Raw genomic sequence first — 22,042 nt, forward strand, 5'->3', positions numbered from 1 at the left:
AAGGGGTAAACGATCAAATCCCGCTCTTCACCGTGCTCCAGACGCGGGTCATGGCACGCATTTCTTTCGCATCCTGGGTTTTCTGCGGAAACAGCCGCTGGCGGGTTTCGTCATCGGGATAAATCGCCGGGTTGTTGCGCACATCGGCGTGCACCAGTGGCGTGGCCGCCGCGTTGCTGTTGGCGTAGTGAATGAAGTCCGTCACGTCGGCCATGACTTGTGGCTGCATCAAGTAATCGAGAAACTTGTGGGCGTTGGCCACGTGGGGTGCATCGGCGGGGATGTACAGGTTGTCGAACCAGATCAGCGAACCTTCCTTGGGAATGAAATAGGCCAGTTTGATCTTCAATTTGGCTTCTTCGGCACGGGCCATGGCGGTCGCGTAGTCGCCGGACCAGGTCATCGCCATGCACACATCGCCATTGGGCAGGCTGGTCAGGTAGTTGACCGAGTCGAACTTGCGGATGTACGGCCTGACCGACAGCAGCAGATCCTGGGCGGCTTTGAGGTCCTCGGGCGTGGCGCTTCTCGGGTCGCGCCCCAGGTACTTCAGGGCCAGTGGAATGACTTCAGTCGGCGCATCGACCAGGGTCACGCCACAATCGGCGAAGCGCGAGACGATTTTCGGGTCGAAGATCATTGCCAGCGAGCCAATCGGCGCGTCCGGCATGCGTTCCTTGATTTTGTCGACGTTGTAGGTGATGCCATTGCTGCCCCAGGTATAGGGCGCCGAGTACAGCGTGCTGGCATCGAACCCCTGCAAGTCCTGCAGGACTTTCGGGTCCAGGTTGGCCCAGCCCGGCAGCAACTTTTTATCGAGCGGCTGGAATACTTTGGCTTTGATCAGCGGTGGCGCGAGGGAGGCGTTCAACACCACCAGGTCATAACCGGAGTGGCCGGTGAGCAACTTGGCCTGAACCGTTTCATAGGCATCAAAGGTGTCGTAGATCACCCGGATGCCGGTGGCTTTCTGAAAGTCGGCAATGGTTTTTTCGCCGATGTAATCCGCCCAGTTATACAGCCGCAGCGTATGGCTATCGTCCACTTCGGCGCCGTGGACGCCTGCCGACAGCGGCACAAGTAACGCACCAAGCATCACCAAGAAGGCCTTGCGCATAGCAAATTCACCTTATCAAGCGAGTTCCGATCTGGATGAGCGGATGAATCCACTATTGAGCGATTCAGCTAACGGCACCATACCCCGAATGGGTGTGTGAGCCTTTCGATGGCCATACATGGCAAAAAGCAGCAGTTTCGTTGACTGGTTTTGTCATAGATCCAGTGCCGGTCCCGCGCTTAGAGTGCCGCTCATAGCGATCACCCAGGGCACGTACATGAACGACCTGATCAAACAAGAACGAAACGAAGGTGTCCTGACGCTCACCTTTGACCGCCCCGACAAGCTCAACGCGCTGAATAACAGCATGTACACGCAGTTGGCCGACCTGTTGCTGGCCGCTGATGAAGACGCTGAAATCGGCGTGATCATTGTCACCGGTGGCGACACGTGCTTTACCAGCGGCAACGACCTGGCGGATTTTCTCCAGCATCCGCCGACCGATCTGGACAGCCCGGCGTTTCGCCTGATGCGCGTGGTCATCCACCTGCAAAAACCGTTGATCGCGGCGGTGTGCGGAGCGGCCATCGGGATCGGCACCACCCTGCTGCTGCATTGCGATCAGGTGATGGTCACGCGCAATGCACGGTTGCGCATGCCGTTCGTGAACCTGGGCCTGTGCCCGGAGTTCGGCGCAAGCCTGCTGCTGCCGCGCCTGCTCGGTCACGCCCGGGCGGCGCGCTTGCTGCTGTGGGGCGACAGCCTGGACGGTGCCGCCGCCGTCACGTGTGGATTGGCCAACGAACTGTTCGACGACGGGCCACAGTGCCTGGCGGCGGCCGAGCACATGGCTCGTCGATTGCTGGCGCTCCCCCAGGAAGCCCTGCATCAGACCCGGCAACTGCTCAAGCAGACATCGATGCCGGAACTGCAGGCCACCATTCGCCAAGAGAACGTGCTGTTCATCAAGCGCCTGACCACCCCTGAAGCGCAGTCAGCGTTGAACGCACTGGTTAATCGCAGCACTGAAAAGAACCCATCCACAGGAAAGCCATCATGAACACCCCAGACGTATTTGTTGTCAGCGCCGCACGCACCGCCATCGGCACCTTTGGTGGCTCGCTCAAAGAGGTTCCGCTGGCCGATCTGGCGACCACGGCCGTCAAGGCCGCCCTGGAGCGCTCCGGCGTGGACCCGGCGCAGATCGGCCATCTGGTGATGGGCAACGTGATCCCGACCGAAACCCGCGACGCGTACATTTCCCGGGTCGCCGCGATGAACGCCGGCATCCCCAAGGAAACGCCTGCCTACAACGTCAACCGCCTCTGCGGTTCCGGCCTGCAAGCCATTATCAGCGCAGCCCAGACCTTGCTGCTGGGCGACGCCGAGATTGCCATCGGCGCCGGTGCCGAGTCCATGAGCCGCGGCCCGTACCTGATGCCCTCTGCCCGTTGGGGCGCGCGCATGGGCAACGTCCAGGCCATCGACTACATGCTGGGCATCCTGCATGACCCGTTCCATGGCATCCACATGGGCATCACCGCCGAGAACGTCGCCGCGCGCAACGGCATCACCCGTGACATGCAGGACGCCCTGGCTCTGGAAGATCAAAAACGCGCCGCGTTCGCCATCGCCAATGGCTACTTCAGTGAGCAGATCGCCGCCGTCGAAATCCGTGGCCGCAAAGAAACGACGCTGTTCAGCATCGACGAACACCCGCGTTCCACCTCCCTGGAACAGTTGGCGCAGATGAAGCCCGCGTTCAAGAAAGACGGTTCGGTGACGGCGGGCAATGCCTCGGGCCTGAACGACGGCGCCGCGGCACTGGTCATGGCCACCGGCAATGCGGTTCAGGTCAACAATCTGCGCCCGCTCGCCCGCTTGGTCAGCTATGCCCACGCCGGCGTAGAACCGGAATTGATGGGCTTGGGCCCGATTCCCGCCACGCGCCTGGCGCTCAAACGCGCAGGCCTGACCGTGGCTGACCTGGACGTGATCGAAGCCAACATCGCCTTCGCCGCTCAGGCCTGTGCCGTCAGCCAGGAACTGGACCTCGACCCGGCCAAAGTCAACCCGAACGGCTCGGGCATTTCCCTCGGTCACCCAGTGGGCGCGACCGGCGCAATGATTGCCACCAAAGCCATTCACGAACTGCACCGTATCAACGGCCGTTATGCGCTGGTGACCATGTGCATTGGCGGTGGTCAGGGGATTGCGGCGATTTTTGAGCGAGTTTGAGTGTCAGAACGACGGTGATTGAATGTGGGAGCGAGCCTGCTCACGAATGCGGTGTACCAGGCGAGAATTTTCTCGACTGTACCGCCGTTATCGCGAGCAGGCTCGCTCCCACAGGGTCTTGCGTTTTAGATGTTTTTTTCGTCGATCCCGGCCTGTAACGATTGGCTGTCGTAATGACCGCCAAGCGTGACAGGACCGAGTTTGACGCTGTGCTCACCCGGGGTTGAAACGACCGGTTTTCTGGCTTCACCTTCTGCCTTTTCAGGCAAATCCAGACCGGCATTGACCCCGTAATCACGGTTGCTCACGGTCGCCGTGCTGACCTTGGCCCCCCCCAGATCAACGCTGCCTTCAGTGGCCGCAATTCGCGCGCCTGTCAGTTGCGATTCGCCGGCCACGTTCAGGTTCACACCCTGGGTGCCGCTGATACCCGAAGCCTGGCCAACGCTGTCTTTGTGCGCGTAACCGCCGTCCAGTTTCAGCGTCGGTTTGTAGTCGGTCCCGCCCAGTTTGGTGTTCTCGGCCATTGTGTCCTTGTCCGCTGGTGCAGCCTTCTTGCCTGTCAGGCCGAGGTCAACATCAAGCTTGAAGCGGGTCTGGCTGTCCTGGCGACTTTCCACGTTCAGGTCACCGCCGACCTTGCCACTGACGGTCGTCGCCTCAATCCGCGCACCCGTCAGATGAGTATCACCCGCGCTGTTCAACACCACGTTGTCAGCCTTGATCTGGCTGTTCTGTTGGGTGGTGCCTTGCAGGTAATCCACGCCGACCTTGGCCCCGGCATTGAAGCCGTGATCACTCGTGGCGACGTTCTTTTCATCCGCGACGACCGGTGTGCTGTTGCTCAGGTTACCGCCGGCATTCAGTGCCACATTCCAGTTTGTGCGGTTCTGTGTGGACTCGGCCGACTCCTGGAGGATGCCGCCGCGCTGCGCATTGAGGCTGACGTTCGGGGCGTTGACCTGGGTGCCTTGGAGGTGGATCGCATCACCGCTTAGGGCGATGTTGCCCTGGCTGTTGAGCTGTCCACCGGTCAAAGTCCGGGTCGTTTCATCGATCCGACCGATGTTGAAATTGCCGCTCACGTTGCCGCCCTGGCCCGCACTTTTCTCCGTGCTGGTTTTGCTGCCGCCCACCTTGAGGCCGCCGCCGAGGTTGCTGCCGGTCGCGGTGTGGGTGTCGGTTGCCGCTTGCAGATCGAGTTTGCCGGCAGCCTTCAGGTCGATGCCGCCCAGCGTGTCGACCTTCGTCCCTTGCAGGATCTGATCGCCGCCGCTGCTCAACAGCACCGGACCTTTGCCCTGAATACTCGCCACCTGAGCCTGGCTGTCCTGAGTCTGTTTGCCCGTGTGATCAAGCTGGAAACCGGCACCCAGATCGACATTAGTGCCGTTGGTGCCCGGCGCAGTGCCGACGCTCAACGAGCCGTTGCCGCGCAGGCTGGAGGTGTCGCTGCTCTGGCGATCAGTGGCCTGATTGAGCGCCAGTTCACCGCCGGTCTTGATCGAAACACCGCCCTGCCCGCCATCGAAATGGCTGCCTTCAAACTGTCCATCGCGACGCAGGTTGATGGTCACCCCTTCGCTGCCGGCATAGCTGCCGACTACAGCGGTGGAGGTGTCCTTGCGTGCCTGGCTGCTGCCGCCCGCGCCGCTGCCGGCGACGTTCACGTCCTCACCGGTCTTGGTGTAGACCCGCACATCAGCCTTGGCGTCCAGCGCCTGATCGTCGCTGCTGTGGGTGTTACTCGCGGCGGTTGCCACCAAGGTCTCGGCGTTGATGTTTACTTTGCCTGCGCTCGCCTGGTACTGAGTGCCTTGGTCCTGCAAAGTCCCGGCCACGTTCATGTCCAGGTTGCCGCCCTTGAACTGGCTGACCATGGCGGTGCTGGTTTGCTCGGTGTGGCTGGCGTTCTGATGACCGATCGCAACGTCGATGCCGACGTTGGGTTGACCGAGGTTGGCCAGCGCATCCTTGTCCGGCACCTTGCCGGCCAGCACGTCCTTGACCGCACCGGCGATCGGCCGGGCGATGTCCTTGTACTCGACATTGGCGCCGATGTCCGCCGACCAGTTGCTGTCTTTATGTGTACGGCTGTCGGTGTTATTGGCAGCGCGGTTGTCGACATCGACCGCAACGACATTCAGACCGTTGCCGGCATCCAGACGCGCGCCTTCGGTGGTGAGTTTGCCGGTGTTGATGTTCAGGTTCCCGCTGCTCTGCACCCCCGTGGTTTGCGCAGTGGTTTTGCCGGTGGTGTCTTGCGAGGTGGTGTGCGCGAAATCGATGCCACTGCCGGCGCGGTCGAGGCCGCCGGTGTAGTAGAAGCCGCCGCTGGTGCTGGTTTTATCGGTCGAGGTGCTGTGGCTGTCATGCTCGGCCAGCAGCGAGACGTTCTTGCCGGTCAGCGTCGCGTCGCCGTGGGTAGCGTTGACCTCGGCGCCTTTGAGCGTCAGGTCGCCGCCCGCCGCCAGTTGCACAGTGCCGCCGCTGAGGCTTGAGCCCTGCTGCTTGATGTCATTGCCGGTCACGGTTTGCTGCTTGTCTTCGTAATGCACACCGGCACGATACTGGCCGGCATCGGGGCCGTTTTCCTTGGCGTAGGCATCGAAACCGCGTGTCTCAGTAGTCGTGCTGCTTTCGCGGGTGTTTTGTGTGGAGTGCACCTTCACATCGCCTGCCGCCTCCGCGCTCAGGGTGCCGCCCGCCTTGACCGTGGAACCGGCCACCTCAATGTCCTTGGCGCTCTTGAGCATAAGGTTGCTGTCCGAGGTCAGCTCGCTGCGCACCGTGCTGCTGTCCTTGGCGTTCTGCCGGGTTTCGTCCTTGGTAATGCCGAAGAACTTGCTGTCCTTGTCGTGGCTGTTGGTGTGAGAAGTGTCCTGTACGCCATCGATCACCAGCGAACCCTTGTCGCTGATGACACTCGATTCGGTGCCGCCGCGCACCTGGCTACCGCTGATGCGCACGTCGTCCACCTTGACGATCAACTTGCCGGCCGCGTTGATTTTGCTGCCCTGGTGCTGCGTCTTGCCCTGATCGGCGTCGCCGGTCTTGCCGAAGAAACCGCCGCCCACCAGATCGCCCGAATAACGGTTATCGCTGCTGCGCTGAGTGCGGCTGGCACTGGTGATTTCCACCTGTTTGCCCGCGAGGTGGATGTCAGCGGCGCTGCTCAACCCAGCCCCTTCGGAACGCAATAACGCGGCGGTCTGCAGGGCGATGTTGCCGCCCTTCAAGTGGCTGGTGATGCTGCGCTGCTCTTCGCTGCTGCTGTTCCAATCGGCTTTCCACAAGTGTTTGCGATGGTTGCCCTGATCGGTTTGGGTGTGGCTTTCAGTGGCGGCGCTCAGGCGTAAATTGCCGCCGGCTTGCACGCTCAGATTGTTCGCCGCGTCGACCTTGGCCGCTTTCAGCTCGGTGTCACCGGCGGACGACAATTGCGCGTCTCGGCTGGCGAGAATCTGGCTGCCGTGCTGGCGTGAATCGCTGTCGGTCTGCGTGCGGTCGTAGGTTTCCCAAGTGATGCCGATGGTGCTGTTGTTCCAGTTTTCGCGCTTCTCCTGGAGATGACGGCTTTCGACGGTGGTCAGGGTCAGGTTGCGTCCGGCGCCGAGTTTGACGTCGCGACCACTGACGTCCGCAGCGGCCAGGGTCAGGTCCTTGCCGCTGTGCAAGCCGACGTCGCCCTGACTGCTGCGCACGCCTGCCCGAACCACTTCGAGGCTGTCGGGAACGGCTTGGCCGCTGATGCTCAAATCCCCTGCCGAGCGAATCTGCACGCCCTCGCGGCCCGCGACCTGCACCGGCCCGACCTTCACACCCGCACCTTCAGCGGTGCTGACGATGTTGATGCGCCCGGCCTGCATGGCGCCAAACAGGCTGGCGTCGATGCGTTGATCGGTGGTGTTGCCGGCCGGGTCCACGGTTTTCACCTGGCCCGAGGCGTAATCCACCTGATTGCGGCCGACGGTGAGGCTCAGCTGATCCCGAGCGTTGAGGCTGCCCTGGCTGTCGATGCGCGGGGCGATCAGGTTGATCGAGCCCTCACGGTTTTGCAGGCCCGCGCCCTGAATCTGCAACGTCCCGGTGGCCTCACGGGTGCTCAGGGCTTGCAGCTTGCCATCGTTCAATTCGGGACGGCCGACCACCAGATTGGCGTTCGGTGTGTTGATGAAACTGCCGCCGTTCACCGAGATGCCGTTGGGGTTGGCCAACACATAATCGGCGGCGCGGCCGAAGATTTCCTGGGCACCGTTGATGGCCGACGCGTTGCGGCTGACCACTTCGTTGAGGATCACGCTCGCGGCCTGGCCCTGGAGCTGCGGGTTGGCGGCCAGTTGCCCGGCGAGCTGGGACTGCCCGGACTGCAAGGCGTTGTTCAACACCAGGCCCTGGCGATCGACGTTGTAGTCGAGGAACTGGTTATGCGAAAGACCCGAGCCGTTGGGTGCGACGATATTGACGATCGGCACGCCGCCCTGGGTTTGCAGTTGCGCGGTGCCGCCGGGGCCCGGCGCGACCACCACGCCACCCGCGAGGGCGCTTGGCAAATGGGCAATCAGGAACAGGCTGGCAATCGCCCAGCGCAGTTTTCCCCGAGGGGAAAGATGGAACGCAAATGTTTGTTCAGGCATAGGAACCTCTCAATAAAAGTGCGGCATCACGTTGCGCGTTGGGATGATTGCCGAGGCTGTCGCGCACAGGTCCGACGGCTGAGTGTGTGTGTCGGGTGAGTCGGTGGTCATATCTGCAACCCCACGCGCATCAGCCAGGTCTCTGGCTCATGCCTTAAACCGCTGGGGGTGTTGAGGCTGCGTTGGTAATCGATGTCCACTTGCAGGTTTTTCCAGCTCAGGTTGACCCCGGCGCTGGCCCCGCTCAGGCGTTGCCCCTCGGCACCGTGGTCGGCCTTGATCCAGCCGTTGTCCAGCCCCAGGCGCGGGGTGACTCGCACCGGCCAATCGCTGTGCAACGGCAGGCGCAAGGTGTTGCGCCAGATCGCGCCGCTGGCACCGGATGCACTGTTGACTCGGTAACCGCGCACGGCGGAATCGTCCGTACCGAGCAGTTGTTCGATGGCCGGCAGCGGATCGGGGCTGTACTGCACGTTCAACTGGCTTTGCCACTGCCACGCCTGCTGGCCGATCCGGCCGTTGCGCCACTGGCTGAGGCCGGCGCGGTACTTGCGAAACTGCGCCTTGGGCAGGTTGTTGACCTGGCGCTGTGCATCGTCATCGGCACCAAACCAGCGCAGGCCCTGGGCGTAGTTGACATCCAGGTTCCACACGGCGCTGTTGAGCCAGAACAGGTTCAAACCGGCTTCGGCCACGGTCAGGGTCGGGCTCTGGATACCGAGGCGAATGTTCTCCAGATAACTGTCGACGTCTTTGTGGGCCAGTTGCAGGTTGGCGCTGAGCTGACGGCTTTGATCGCGCCACAACACCCGGTCCGCACGCACGCTGAACTGGTCGGTGATGCCGCTGCTGTGGAATTTCAGGGTGCTGAGTTTGAACGGTGCGCGGTATTCGGCATGGCTGGCGAATACGCTGTAGGTCCAGTAACCGTAGGGAATGGCGTAGTAAAGGCTGGCGTTGCGGCTGTAGCGATCACCGCGATTGAGGGTGTCGCTGACGCTCAGGTTGAGTGCGTCATTGAGCTCCAGCGGACTGTCGAGGCTCAGGCTCAGGGTGTCGCGATCACGCCCGGTGCTGGCGCTGCCGAGGTTGTCGACACCCAGGCCCAACGCCCATCGAGACTGGCCGCTGGTGCGCGAACGCAGGATGATCCGCGAGGCGCCGGGCTGCGTGCCGGGGGTGATGTCGGCCGTCAGGTCAAGCGAACGCAAGCGGTTCAACTGATCCAGGCCTTGCTCAAGATCGCGCAGGTACAGCGGCTTGCCGAGCATTCCAGGGAAGGCGCCGCCAAGGGACACCGGCAGGCTCTGGTCGGCCAGTTCGATGGACTCGACGTAACCTTCATCGACCACGATATCCAGCGATTGCCCAGCGGCCGGAGCGCTGCGCAGGTAGGGCCGACTGGCGATGTACCCCGCGTCCACATACAGGCCGGTGATGGTCGCCAGCAGATGGTTGATCTGGCCGACGCCCATGCACGACGACAGTTGCGGCTTGATCCGCTCGTTGAGGGTCTGGCTGCTGATCAGGGTGACGCCACCGACGCGCGTGCCACTTAGGGGCCAGCAGCGTTCATCGGCGGGCACACTGGCGGGGACGGCGGGCGCGACCGGCGCAGGACCAAAGCTGCCGCGCTCCAGTTGCCGACGGCGCTGGTCCAGTTGCAGTTGTTGCAGATCGCGCTGTTGCTGTTGTTGCTGGCGCAGCACTTCCTGGCCTGGGGCGGAAGGCTCTGCCGCCTGGAGTGCAGAAGCACTCAGGCTCAACAACGAAGCCAACAACAGCGTGCAAGGCGAGGAACTACCAGGAGGCACAACGCGAAACGAATACGGCACTCAACATCCTTGTCATCATCGAATGGCTTAATGCCATCCCATCAATGCGAGTGATAGTCAGATCGTTCCTACACAAATGCAAGACGCGTCCTACAACGCTTACATTTCTTAAACAATTGGTTTCCTTGCTGTTAACGCCAACAACAAGGACAACGCGCCGCAAAACAGCAAGGTTTCGCCCAACGCCTGGCCCCAGGCTGCGAGCATCAGCCCACCGCCGATCAGCAGGTAATACAGCAAACCAAACAGCGCCCCGGCCGTGCCCAGTCGATCGCCGTAGTGGGCCAAAGCGGAACCGAGGATGTTCGGGATCGCCATACCGAACGCCAGCACCACCAGCAGCATCGGCAGTACAAACAGCGCGCTTTCTTCCAGCAGCCACACGCCGCTGGCACCCACCCACATCAGCGCACCCGCCAACTGGATCAGCTGCGGCCCCCTCGCGCCGCGACGCAGCAATCGTTTGTTGAGCCACGCGCCGAGTCCGGAACCCAGGGCCAGAATCACCCCACTGTAACCAAACCATTGCGCACTCAAACCCAGCCGCTGAAACAGGAACGGGCCGAGGCTGTAGTAGCTGAACAAGGCAATATTGAACAGCGCCACCAACAGCGTCGAGCGCCAGATATCGCGGTCTTGCAGCATTCTCCACAGCGTCTCGAACAGCGCGGGTGTCTGGACATTTTGCGGTCGGGTTTCCGGCAAGGTCCGCAGGCACCACATCCATAACGCCGAGGACAACAGCAACAGGCCTACCTGCACGCCTCGATAGCCGAACGCTTGCACCAGGCTCGCCCCGGTGAACAGGCCTATCGCAGGGCTGGCCGCCAGCGCGATGCCCATCACCGAAAACACCTGCGCCAGTTCTGCACCTTTGAAGCGGTCACGCAACAGGGTTTGCGTGACGACCGAGCCCACCGCGGCACCGAACGCAGCCAGTGCCTGGGCCATCAGCAGCGCATCGAATGTGCGGGCGTTCAGCGCCAGCACCGAGGCACCGGCATACACCGCCAGCCCGGCCAGCATTGAGGGGCGACGGCCGATGCGGTCGCACATCCGCCCCCACACCACCACGCCGAATGCAAATGCCAGGAAGTACACCGACAGGGTTTGCGCCGCTTGTTGCGGGGCGACGGCAAAGGCCTGGCCGATGTCCGCCAGTGCCGGGCTGTAAAGGGTTTGGGCGATCTGCGGAAACATCAGCAATGCGATCGCCAGAATCAACAGGCTTTTGGAATTCATCACGACTTCACTCTTCAAGAAAAACTGGCGAGCAGCTTAAAGAGCGGTGACTGACGTATTATCCAAACCCTGACATTTAATCGTTGAAATCGGACAAACATGGCCTGGATTGATTCACACACACGGTTCAATCCCGACCGTTACTCGGCGTCGGTGGTCGGCATCGCCGCGACCTTGGGCGACCATGATTCAGGGTTGCATCGGCACCAGCGCGGACAGTTGCTGTTCACCCGCCAAGGCTGCACACGCATCACCCTCGCGCAGCAGTTGTGCCTGTTGCCGCCCTCCCGTGCGGCGTGGATTCCACCGGGGGTTGAACACCGCGCCGTGATGCAGCAAAGCGTCGACTACCGCTCCATCTATCTGACCGCGCAGCTGTGCGCCAAGCTGCCGCAGCAAGTCTGCGTGATTGAAGTCAGTCCGTTGTTGCGGGCGGTGCTGGAACCGATCGCGCTCGCCGACTTCAACACCGATTGGCAGCAGGGCAAATTTGTTCACTTGCTGGGTCTTTGCCTGAGCGAAATTCGCGATGCGAAGCAGCAATCGATGCTGTTGCCTTTGCCGACGGACAAACGCCTGGCACCTCTTCTGGCAACGCCCGAGCAACTGCCGCCGGAACTTCAGGTGTTGGAAAGACAGATCGGCGCCAGCGGCCGCACCATCGGGCGAATCTTCCAGCGCGAAACCGGCATGAGTTATCAGCAATGGCGCCAACAGTGGCGGCTGATGCGCGCCATGGAGCTGCTCGCCACTGGACGCAGCATCAGCTACAGCGCATTCGAAACCGGATTTGCCAGTGACAGCGCGTTTATTGCGTTCTTCAAGGATATGACCGGCATCACCCCAGGCCATTGGCTCAAATAAGCACCTGACGACCGGCAGCAGAAATCATTTACCACCACCACTGTCCCGGTGAGCACGCCCAAGCCTCCCCTGCTCAAACGGGTGATCGCGGCCACGACCATTGGCGCGGTGGCTTCGCTGGCACCGACCATGGGGCCGGTGATTGGTGGTTGGATCACTGACATTTTGTCCTGGCACTGGCTGTTCTACATCAACTTGGTGCCGGGGATTTTCGTCGCGTGGCGGTGCCGATGCTGGTGAAAATCGACCAGCCGGAACTGTCGCTGCTCAAGGGCGCCGACTACCTGAGTATGGTGTTCATGGCGCTGTTTCTCGGTTGCCTGGAATACACCCTCGAAGAAGGTCCGCGCTGGAACTGGTTCAGCGACAGCACGATTCTGACTACGGCATGGATCAGCGGCCTGGCCGGGCTGGCCTTCATCGGTCGAACCTTGCAGGTGGCCAATCCGATCGTCGATTTGCGCGCGTTGAAGGACCGCAACTTCGCCCTCGGCTGTTTCTTTTCGTTCGTCACTGGGATCGGCCTGTTCGCCACTATTTACCTGACCCCGTTGTTTCTTGGCCGGGTGCGAGGCTACGGTGCGCTGGACATTGGTCTGGCGGTTTTCTCCACCGGAGTGTTCCAGATCATGGCGATTCCGCTGTACGCCTTTCTGGCCAATCGCATTGACCTGCGCTGGATCATGATGACCGGCCTTGGGCTGTTCGCGCTGGCGATGTGGGATTTCAGCCCGATCACCCATGACTGGGGAGGCAAAGAATTGATGCTGCCGCAGGCCTTGCGCGGCATTGCCCAGCAACTGGCGGTGCCGCCGGCAGTGACATTGACCCTCGGCGGACTGGCACCGGCACGGCTCAAACATGCTTCGGGGTTGTTCAACCTGATGCGAAACCTGGGGGGCACCATCGGCATCGCCGCGTGTGCGACCATTCTCAACGACCGCACCAACCTGCACTTCACCCGATTGGCGGAGAACCTGAACAGCACTAACGAGGCACTGAATCAGTGGCTGTCCCTGGTCGGCAACAACTTCGCCGCCCTCGGCCAGAGCGTCGACGTCGGCATCACCGCCAGCCTGCATCAGCTATGGCTGCTGACCTACCGCGAAGCCCAGACGCAAACCTACGGCGATGCGTTTTTGATGATCATGGTCTGCTTCATCATCGCCACGGCGATGGTGCCCTTGATGCGCAAGGTGCAACCACCGGCTGCGCCATCAGCAGACGCTCACTGATCAGGCTTGAGGCATTTTGCGCAAACCCACTGCCAGACGATTCCAGGCGTTGATGGTGGTAATGGCTACGGTCAGGTCGACCAATTCCTTCGGGCTGAACTCGGACGCCGCCAGTTCATAGTCCTCATCCGGCGCGTGAGTCTGGCTCAGCAGTGTCAGGGATTCAGTCCACGACAGCGCCGCGCGTTCACGCGGGGTGAAGAACGGCGTTTCACGCCAGGCCGACAATGTGTACAGACGGCGCTCGTCTTCACCGCCCTTGCGCGCATCGGCGCCGTGCATGTCCAGGCAGAAGGCGCAGCCGTTGATTTGCGAGGTGCGCAGCTTGACCAGTTCGATCAGGGTTTTTTCCAGCGGCAGCTTCGAAACAGCGCTTTCCAGCGCGATCATGGCTTTGAGGGCGTCTGGGGACGCGGTGTAGAAATCGATGCGAGGCTTCATGGCGGGCTCCAAGAGCAAGTGGGGGGGGAGCTAAGTTAATCCCCCCCACGCCTCTCACAAATAGCCAATATCGCAGAAGTCGAGCAGGCCATTGGATGTATCGATCGCGGGTTGGCGATCTGAAATCGGTGAGCCTGCTCACGAACCGCGCAGCGCTCATCCCCCCAAAAATAGCTAAGCCCGACTCCGCAACCACCGCAAAAACCCTCTCTTCTCCACCACCTTCGGCACTTCCTGGGTCAGGGTCTGCGCCTTGTGCACGCGGAAATCCAGCAACGCCTTCATCGCTTCGCTGATGTCATGGCGCGCATCCAGGCACGGTTTGAGGTAGTCCTTCTCGATGCGGTACAAGCTGCAGGCCGTCTTGGCGCTGAACTCCGCCGGCAGCGCGGTATCGGACAAAATCCCGCCCTCGCCGATCACCTCTCCCGGCCCCATGCGCCCGGATTCGAACTTGACCCCGCCCCGGCTCAATTGCACCGAGACCACACCCGATTCGATGATGAACAGGTGATCGCTGACCTCCCCCGCCGGCAGGATCATGTCACCGGCGCGGAAGGTTTGCAGGGTCATGTTCTGGCTGAAGGTGTCTTTCTCTTCCTGACGCAGGGTCGAGAAAATGTTCGAGCTGTCCAGCAACGCCCGTGGCCGTGACAGGCCGGCAGGCGCGTTGGATTCGACGTTCGACAACAGGCTGACACCGGACGCCTGCAAGTGCCGGTACGCCAGGTCGAACAGCAGATTGCGCACCATGCGCTTCTGATCCATGGAGACCACGAAGCCACTGATTTCGTACTCCACACCACTGGCGCTGGAGCCTTTCAACGCGACACATGGCGCCGGTTTGTTCAGCAGATAACGGCAACCCTGCATCGCCCGCTCCAGCGCGTCGAGCACCGTTTGCGGGCGCGCGTGCGGGCTCAGTTGCAGGCTGATCGAGACGCCGAACATATCGCTCGGCCGGCTGAAATTGATGATCTTGGCCTTGGCCGCCAGCGAGTTGGGAATCACCGCCAGGCTGCCCTGGGACGTTTGCAGGCGCGTGGCGCGCCAGTCGATGTCGGTGACCCTGCCTTCGGTGCCGTCGATGGAGATCCAGTCATCCAGTTGATAGGGCTTGGTGGTGTTGAGGACGATCCCGGAGAACACGTCGCTGAGGGTGCTTTGCAAAGCCAGGCCGACGATGATCGCCAACGCACCGGAGGTGGCGAGCACGCCTTTGACCGGCAGTTCGAGCACATAGGCCAGGGCGGCGATGACGGCAATCAGAAAGATCACCGCACCGAGCAGATCCTGCAGCAACCGCCCGGTGTGCCCGACCCGTTGCATCATCAGCGCACCGATCAGCACCGTCAACGTGCGCGCGGCGAACAGCCACCAGCCGATCTGCAACCCCGTGGCCGCCAGGTGCAGCGGTACGTTGTCGGCCCAGGGTGCCGGCTCCAGCGGGTTCATGCCTTCGTTGAACAACAGGACGCTGAACAGCGCAAAAATCACCAGCCGCACGACCAGTTTCCAGTTGCTGCCGTTGGCACTGATCAAGCGCCACAAGCCGAGATCGATCAGGATCAGGACCATTGCGCTGATCAATGGGTGATGGGTAAGCAGTGACAGCATCAAACAACTCCAGCGAGGGCCAATGGCGCGAAGATCTCACAGATTGGGCACAGTGTAGGAGTGTTTGATGCAAAACCAATCTAGGAGCGAGTCTGCTCGCGATAGCGGTCTGACAGTCACTGCTCGGGGGCAGTCATACCGTCATCGCGAGCAGGCTCGCTCCCACCGGGTTTTGACAGTACAACACTTGTTCATTCGCTCATCTGACCGAACCGGCCTGACTGGAAGTCGGCAAAGGCCTGATGGATCTCTTGCTCGCTGTTCATCACGAACGGGCCGTGGCCAACAATCGGTTCGTCGATCGGCTCCCCGCTGAGCAACAACACCACCGCGTCGTCATTGGCTTCCAGGCTGAGCTGATGCCCATCGCGTTCGAACAACGCCAACTGCCCTTCACGCATAATTTCCTGACCATTGACCTCAACCGTACCGCGCAGCACCACCAGCGCGGTGTTGCGACCTTCGTGCAGGTCGAGGGTCAACAACTTGCCGCCGTTGAGGCGCAGGTCCCAGACGTCGATCGGCGTGAACGTGCGCGCCGGACCGGTGTGTCCCTCAAACTCGCCCGCGATCAAGCGCAAGCTGCCAGCCTTGTCCTTGAGCGGAAGGCTCGGGATGTCGCCATCGAGAATCGTCTGGTAACCGGCATCGGCCATTTTGTCCCTGGCCGGCAAGTTGACCCACAGTTGAACCATTTCCAGGGTGCCACCGTGCTTGGCGAACCCTTCGGAGTGGAACTCCTCGTGGAGGATCCCCGACGCCGCGGTCATCCATTGCACATCGCCGGGGCCAATCTTGCCGCCGCTGCCGGTGGAGTCGCGGTGCTCCACTTCGCCCTTGTAAACGATGGTCACGGTTTCGAAACCGCGGTGCGGGTGCTGCCCCACGCCACGGCGTTCGGTGGTCGGGGCGAATTCGGCAGGGCCGGCATGATCGAGCAGCAAAAACGGGCTGATGTGTTTGGCCAGGTTGTCATAGGAAAACAGCGTGCGAACCGGAAAACCGTCGCCGACCCAGTGGGTCCGCGGGCTGGTGTAGATACCGATGATGTTTTTCATCCTGCCTCCAAATTCGTTGATTGACGCGATGGGCCCAGCTTAAGACCGATCCCTCTGATCCACTAGACGGCAAAAATCAGCCTGAGCGTTCTATCTGGAGAACGATGGCGAAGGTTTCGACAGGGTTGGTATCTGCGAGGAATTAAGCCTGGGCACTATCGGTTGATCACTCGACACACGGGGCTGGCGGAGTTTTTATTTCGGACATAATATCGACCGAGATTACAACCATAATATCTGCTACCGCCTGAGGACCTCATCATGCAAAGCCCCAACCGCGACGCCACCCTCGCCCAATGGATCGCCCAGGAACAGGCCATGCGCTCGCGTCTGGCCGGACCGGGCAGCCTGTCCATGGCCGAGGTCAGTGCGCTGTCGCCCGCCGAGTTTTTCGAGGGTATCGGCGACGGCGCACTGCCTTCACCGCCCATCGGCGCCTTGATGGACTTCATCCCCATCGAATGGTCGGCCGGGCTGTTCATTTTCCAAGGCACGCCGGATTCGCGGCACTACAACCCGCTGGGCAGCGTGCATGGCGGCTATGCGGCGACCTTGCTGGATTCGTGCATGGGCTGCGCGATTCATACGCAGCTGAAGAAGGGCCAGGGGTATACGACGCTGGACTTGCGCATCAGCTACGTCCGGGCGTTGACCGGTGCCAGCGGACCGGTCAGGGCCGAAGGGAAAATTGTGCATCTGGGCCGTTCCACTGCGCTGGCCGAGGGGCGGATTTATGATGTGGATGGGCGGTTGTATGCGACGGGGTCGACGACTTGCATGATTCTTGAGGCTCGGGGATAAGTTCCGAGACCGAGTCGCGGCCTTCGCGGGCAAGCCTCGCTCCTACAAACGCAACGCCGCCCCCTGTAGGAGCGAGGCTTGCCCGCGAAGAAGGCAGACCCGACACCCTCAATTCTCCAGGCGCCCCCCCGATTCATGACTTGCGGTAAACATTGCTTTGCCCATCCAGCGGTTTTTCCCGGGGAGGCAGCCGGGGATACTCCTGTCCATTCCCACTGCAACCCCTGGAGTCATTGATGTCTATTCCCGCATTCGGTCTTGGTACCTTTCGCTTGCAAGGCCAGGTGGTCATCGATTCGGTGAGCACCGGCCTGGCGCTGGGCTACCGGGTGATCGACACCGCGCAAATCTACGAAAACGAAGCCGAGGTCGGCGAGGCCATCGCCGCCAGCGGTATCGCCCGTGAAGAATTGTTCATCACCAGCAAAATATGGGTCGCCAACTTTGCCAAAGACCGGTTGATCGACAGCCTCAAAGAAAGCCTGCGCAAACTACAGACCGACTACCTGGACCTGACACTGATCCACTGGCCGTCGCCGGACGATCAAGTGCCGGTCGAAGAATTCATGAGCGCCTTGCTCGAAGCCAAGCAACTGGGCCTGACCCGGCAGATCGGCGTCTCGAACTTCACCGTTGAGCTGATGCGAAAAGCGATTGCAGCGGTCGGTGCCGAGAACATTGCCACCCACCAGATCGAGCTGCACCCGTACCTGCAAAACCGCAAGGTCGTCGAGTTCGCTCAGCGTCACAGCATCCAGATCACCTCCTACATGACCCTGGCCTACGGCGAAGTGTTGAAAGACCCGGTCATCCAGCAAATCGCCGAGCGCCTGCAGGCCACCTCGGCGCAAGTCACACTGGCCTGGGCCATGCAGCTGGGTTACGCGGTCATCCCCTCTTCCACCAAACGCGCCAACCTGCAAAGCAATCTGCAAGCCTGTGCCCTGCAATTGAGCGAAGCCGACATGGCGCTGATCGCAGGTCTTGATCGCGGCCATCGATTGACCAGCCCCAAAGGCATCGCGCCGAACTGGGATTAAGTGTCAGCCCGGCTCAAGGCTCTGATCGAGACTTGACATGGCGTGCTGCAATTGACCGACGGCCTCGTCGATCGATACCACATGCCCTTCGCCGCAGGCGCGCTCCAGCGCCTCACAACACTCGATCAACCGCTGGGCCCGGACCATGCGCGCACCGCCCTTGATGCGGTGCGCCAGGATTCGCAGATCAGCGAGATGGTTGCCAGCGTGCGCTTCAAGCAGATGTTCACGGTCATCCCGATTGGTCACGGCCAGTTCGCGCAGCAATTGATTAATCAACGTCCGGTCTTCACCGACGTATTGCTCCAACTCGCTCAAGTCGATCAGCGACGACGAAGGGGGTTCACTCCTGGCCTCTTCAAACCGGTCAGCCAGCCATCCACTCAGATCCGCCAGCCGAATGGGTTTGAACAGGCAGTCATCCATGCCCGCCTCAAGGCACCGGACCTTTTCCTCGCGTTGCGCATTGGCGGTAAAACCCAGGATCAGCGTCGGCAACAGGCCTTGCATACGCTCTTCATCGCGTATCGCACCGGTCAATTCATAACCGCTGCGGTTCGGCATATTGCAGTCAGTGATGACCACATCGAACTCGTGGACACGCCACAGCTCCAGCCCTTGCTCGCCATCCTCGGCCTCCATCACGCGATGCCCCAGATAGCCCAGCTGGCTTGAGAGCAACAGGCGATTGGCCGGGTAATCGTCAACCACCAAAATCGTCAGTGGCCGCGTGGGTTTCAGCGATCCGCTGTCCACTGCTTCACAGGGTGGCAACGCTTTCAACGCCATCAGCGAAAGACTGATGTCGACTTGCGAGCCCTGGCCGAGGACGCTTTACAGCACCAGCCGTCCGCCCATCATTTCGCACAACGTGCGGCTGATCACCAATCCCAGGCCGGAACCCTTGCGGGCGGATTGCTGGCTGTTACCGGCCTGAACGAACGGACTGAACAACCGCTGCTGGTCGGCTGCACTGATGCCGATGCCACTGTCTTCAATGCGCAGATTGACCGCCAGATGCCCCGACACACCGGGCACCACGCGCATCGTCAAACTCACCTCCCCTTCACGGGTGAACTTGATCGCATTGCTCAACAGGTTGGACAGCACCTGCTTGAAGCGCGTGGGGTCGACCAGCACGTCGCAGTCGCTGCGCGGGTCGAGATCGACTCCCCACGCCAGATTTTTCTCCCGTGCCAACCCTTCAAAGACCCGGCACACCGATGCCACCAGCTCCCGCAGATTCACCCGCTCGGGCGTCAGGGACAAATACCCGGATTCGATGCGTGCGATGTCCAGGATATCGCCGATCAATGCCAGCAACTGCTGCGCGGCGGTGGACGCGACGCCTATGGAAAAAAGGTCGGCGATGCCCGCTTGCGCCCGCTTCTCAGCCATTTCAAGCATGCCGATCAAGGCATTCATCGGTGTGCGGATTTCATGGCTCATGGTCGCTAGAAACGTGGTTTTGGCACGGTTGGCATCGTCCGCCGCGTCCTTAGCCTCCTGCAATTGCTGCACCCAAAGCTGGCGCTGGCGGATCTGCCGACGCTGCCAGGCAATCCAGCCCATCGCCAGTAACAACAAAGCCCCGGCGGCGGCAAATGCCTGCAAGATATTTTGCCGATGACGCAGCCAATAGCTGTCTTCGACTACCGCATCATTGCTCCAGCGAGCGACCAACGCGTCCATCTCTTCGGGCGAAATACTCAGCAACGCCTTGTTCAAAATCGAGTACAACTCCGGCTGGTCACGACCGGTTGCCATGGCGATGCGCGCCGGCTCATCACCCACGGTGCTGCTGATCCGTAAACGCTCCTGGTAATACCGGGCAATCAGGTAACGGGTGATGAACAAAGAGCTGAGCGCGGCATCAGCCTGCCCCTTCGCCACCAACTCCAAGCCCTGGGCCGGGTTTTGTACGTCCACCATCTGCACCTGCGGCGCCCGCGCCTGAATGAACGCACGCATCGGGTGACGGGAATAAATCGCCAGGCGTTTACCGGCCAGATCGTCCAGTGTCTTCGGGCTATCGGCCGTTGTTGCACTGACCAGCGTGTACGGATTGGTCACATAGGACCGGGTAAAGTGCAGTCCGGCTACGTCCGTGGTCGTGGGGATGATGGCGGGCAAAATGTCGATCTCGCCGGCCTTGAGTCGCTGGATCTGCTGGTCCAGGGTCTGGCCTCGCACCACGTTGAAGTTCAAGCCGCTACGCTGGCTGATCAGCGTCAGCAATTGCGCCGTCAACCCACTGAAGCTTCCATTGGCGGTGTAAAACGTCAACGGCGCAAAGTCCTCGATCGCCGCCACCCTCACCGTCGGATGCTGATCCAGCCAGCGCTGTTCACTCACACTCAGACCCACGCGTTGCTGTCCCGCCACTTTGGCCCTGCCGGCGCTCCAGCGCTGCTCGATGATTGAGCGCTGCTCCATGGGGATCGCCGCCAGCGTCTTGTCGATGAGATCCTTCAACGGCAGGTTGTCCCGAGCCAGGGCAAAGCCAAACGGGTTAGCGTCGAGGCCCGACGGCCCCACCAGACGGACGGAATTGAAGTAGTTATTGTTGATCAGATAATTGCCGCTGATGAGGTCGCCGAGGTACACATCATCCTGCCCATACGCCACTGCCCCGAGCGCATCGAGCGCCGACGGATAACGTTGCAGGCTGGCCTCGGGATAGAACGATTCAACGCTCTGCGCCGGCAGATAATCGTCGGCCATGGCGATGCGCTTACCTGCCAGATCCTCCGGCATACGCTCGTCCAGGCGGGTGACCAGCATCGGCTGATCTTCAGCATAAGCACTGGACAGGATCAGCTCGGGGTCGGCCAGTTCGAAGTTGTTAGAGGTCCCCAGCAGATCCAGCTCACCGGATTTAAGAGCCTCCATGGCCGCTTCGCGCGTGACATAACGCAGCACCTCGATCTGCACGTTCAACAGTTGCGCCACCAGCGCGGCGTAATCGGCGGTGATGCCCTCCAACTCGTCGTGATTGCGCGTCACCTCGAACGGCGGGTAGTCCGGCCCGCTCACCCCGAGGCGCAGGACACGCTTATTGCGCAGCCATTGCCGGTCCTGTTCATCCAGACGGAGCTCGTAGCCCTCCACCGTCGAACGGCCCAGCAGCTGCAAGCGCTCCGACTCGCCGGCGACCGTGGCCAAGGCTGGCAGCACCAGGCACATCATCAGGATCAGCAGAATGCACCGCACGGTCTGGCGCACTCAGATCAGGTGATTGCGTATGGCGAAGTCCCGCAGATGCACCGCCGCAACAACCCCCAGTTTTATGATCAAGCGCGTTTTGTAGGTGCTGACGGTTTTGTGGCTCAGGTTCATGGCTTCGGAGATCGCTTTGTTGGAGAAGCCTCGGGCAAGGTATTGCAAGATGGTCAACTCGCGGTTGGACAGTGTATCGATCAACTTCTTTTCGCTGTGTTGCAACGGGTTCATCGGCCTGGACAGCAACTGCGAAAAATAGGTGTAGCCCGCCATCATTGCGTGCACAGCTTTGTGCAACTGATCCAGGCTGTTGGTTTTTGAGACATACGCCAACGCGCCACCGCGCATGCAACGCTCCTGGAAAAACAGCGGATCGAGCGAAGTGAAAACCAGCACCACGCATTTCCAGTCGCTGGCCTTGATTCGTTCCAGCAGGTCCAGGCCGTTGCCGCCGGGCATCACCAGATCCAGGATCAGCAGATCGACCTGATGCTCGCGGAGCAGGGTCAACGCTTCCCCAACGCTGGCCGCCTCATGAATCCGCTTGAAACCTTCCCGCTCAAGTACCAGCTTGACTGCGGCGCGAACCACCGGATGATCGTCCACAATCATCACTGACTTCATGGCAACTCCCTGTGCAAAGACTCAACGAATGCCCGTCGGATAACGCCGGGGCAGACGCAACGGCTGCGCCAGGACTGTTGCATGGGAGAAAGGCAGAATCTACCTGTCAGAAATGACAGTGCCGACGAACG

General features: G+C 61.1%; 13 protein-coding genes and 2 pseudogenes. 6 read left to right on the forward strand and 9 right to left on the reverse strand.

Features of this window, described 5'->3' with window-relative positions; all coding sequences use genetic code 11:
- Positions 1-13: 13 nt before the first annotated feature.
- Entirely contained in the window at positions 14-1,117 is a 1,104-nt protein-coding gene (locus ACA051_RS19910) for a polyamine ABC transporter substrate-binding protein (protein WP_497371564.1), read from the reverse strand.
- A gap of 217 nt (positions 1,118-1,334) precedes the next feature.
- Here ACA051_RS19910 and ACA051_RS19915 point away from each other — a divergent pair, with 217 nt between their 5' ends.
- Together ACA051_RS19915 and ACA051_RS19920 are read left to right on the forward strand one after the other, a co-directional pair.
- Positions 1,335-2,117 carry an enoyl-CoA hydratase gene (locus ACA051_RS19915; protein ID WP_497371566.1) on the forward strand — a complete coding sequence of 261 codons (783 nt, stop codon included), beginning with the start codon at positions 1,335-1,337 and terminating at the stop codon, positions 2,115-2,117.
- Positions 2,114-3,295 carry an acetyl-CoA C-acyltransferase family protein gene (locus ACA051_RS19920; RefSeq protein ID WP_497304144.1) on the forward strand — a complete coding sequence of 394 codons (1,182 nt, stop codon included), beginning with the start codon at positions 2,114-2,116 and terminating at the stop codon, positions 3,293-3,295. The genes ACA051_RS19915 and ACA051_RS19920 overlap by 4 nt, the downstream gene beginning before the upstream one ends.
- 125 nt (positions 3,296-3,420) lie before the next feature.
- Here the strand turns inward: ACA051_RS19920 and ACA051_RS19925 are convergent, their stop codons facing one another.
- The 3 genes from ACA051_RS19925 to ACA051_RS19935 form a co-directional block, all read right to left on the reverse strand.
- Positions 3,421-7,932, reverse strand: coding sequence for a hemagglutinin repeat-containing protein (locus ACA051_RS19925; RefSeq protein ID WP_497371568.1), 4,512 nt, complete (start codon positions 7,930-7,932; stop codon positions 3,421-3,423).
- A 107-nt stretch (positions 7,933-8,039) separates the two neighbouring features.
- A complete protein-coding gene (locus ACA051_RS19930; protein WP_497371570.1) occupies positions 8,040-9,767 on the reverse strand; it encodes a ShlB/FhaC/HecB family hemolysin secretion/activation protein in 1,728 nt (575 codons plus the stop codon).
- 108 nt (positions 9,768-9,875) lie between these two features.
- Positions 9,876-11,009, reverse strand: coding sequence for an MFS transporter (locus ACA051_RS19935; protein WP_497375603.1), 1,134 nt, complete (start codon positions 11,007-11,009; stop codon positions 9,876-9,878).
- Between the two features lie 99 nt (positions 11,010-11,108).
- On the opposite strand from ACA051_RS19935, the gene ACA051_RS19940 reads away from it, so the two are divergent.
- Positions 11,109-11,873 carry an AraC family transcriptional regulator gene (locus tag ACA051_RS19940; protein ID WP_497304150.1) on the forward strand — a complete coding sequence of 255 codons (765 nt, stop codon included), beginning with the start codon at positions 11,109-11,111 and terminating at the stop codon, positions 11,871-11,873.
- 75 nt (positions 11,874-11,948) lie between these two features.
- Positions 11,949-13,108: pseudogene (locus tag ACA051_RS19945) on the forward strand (DHA2 family efflux MFS transporter permease subunit); the annotation flags it as partial.
- Here ACA051_RS19945 and ACA051_RS19950 read toward each other — a convergent pair.
- The 3 genes from ACA051_RS19950 to ACA051_RS19960 form a co-directional block, all read right to left on the reverse strand.
- Positions 13,109-13,549 carry a carboxymuconolactone decarboxylase family protein gene (locus ACA051_RS19950; protein ID WP_497371572.1) on the reverse strand — a complete coding sequence of 147 codons (441 nt, stop codon included), beginning with the start codon at positions 13,547-13,549 and terminating at the stop codon, positions 13,109-13,111.
- A 174-nt stretch (positions 13,550-13,723) separates the two neighbouring features.
- A complete protein-coding gene (locus tag ACA051_RS19955; protein WP_497371574.1) occupies positions 13,724-15,166 on the reverse strand; it encodes a mechanosensitive ion channel domain-containing protein in 1,443 nt (480 codons plus the stop codon).
- 191 nt (positions 15,167-15,357) lie between these two features.
- Entirely contained in the window at positions 15,358-16,224 is an 867-nt protein-coding gene (locus ACA051_RS19960) for a pirin family protein (RefSeq protein ID WP_497371576.1), read from the reverse strand.
- Positions 16,225-16,485: 261 nt separating this feature from the next.
- Between ACA051_RS19960 and ACA051_RS19965 the strand changes: the two genes are divergently transcribed.
- Both ACA051_RS19965 and dkgB read left to right on the forward strand, forming a co-directional pair.
- Positions 16,486-17,025: a PaaI family thioesterase gene (locus ACA051_RS19965; protein WP_094468238.1), complete on the forward strand. Its 540-nt coding sequence runs from the start codon at positions 16,486-16,488 to the stop codon at positions 17,023-17,025.
- A 236-nt stretch (positions 17,026-17,261) separates the two neighbouring features.
- The gene (gene dkgB, locus ACA051_RS19970) at positions 17,262-18,065 is read left to right on the forward strand and encodes a 2,5-didehydrogluconate reductase DkgB (RefSeq protein WP_497304156.1); all 804 of its coding nucleotides are present in this window, start codon (positions 17,262-17,264) and stop codon (positions 18,063-18,065) included.
- 3 nt (positions 18,066-18,068) lie between these two features.
- Here the strand turns inward: dkgB and ACA051_RS19975 are convergent.
- Positions 18,069-21,290: pseudogene (locus tag ACA051_RS19975) on the reverse strand (transporter substrate-binding domain-containing protein).
- Positions 21,291-21,911, reverse strand: a complete 621-nt coding sequence (locus tag ACA051_RS19980; protein ID WP_497304160.1) for a response regulator — start codon at positions 21,909-21,911, stop codon at positions 21,291-21,293. It abuts the pseudogene before it with no gap.
- Between the last annotated feature and the right edge of the window lie 131 nt (positions 21,912-22,042).

The sequence above is a fragment of the Pseudomonas sp. LBUM1669 genome (assembly GCF_059695705.1).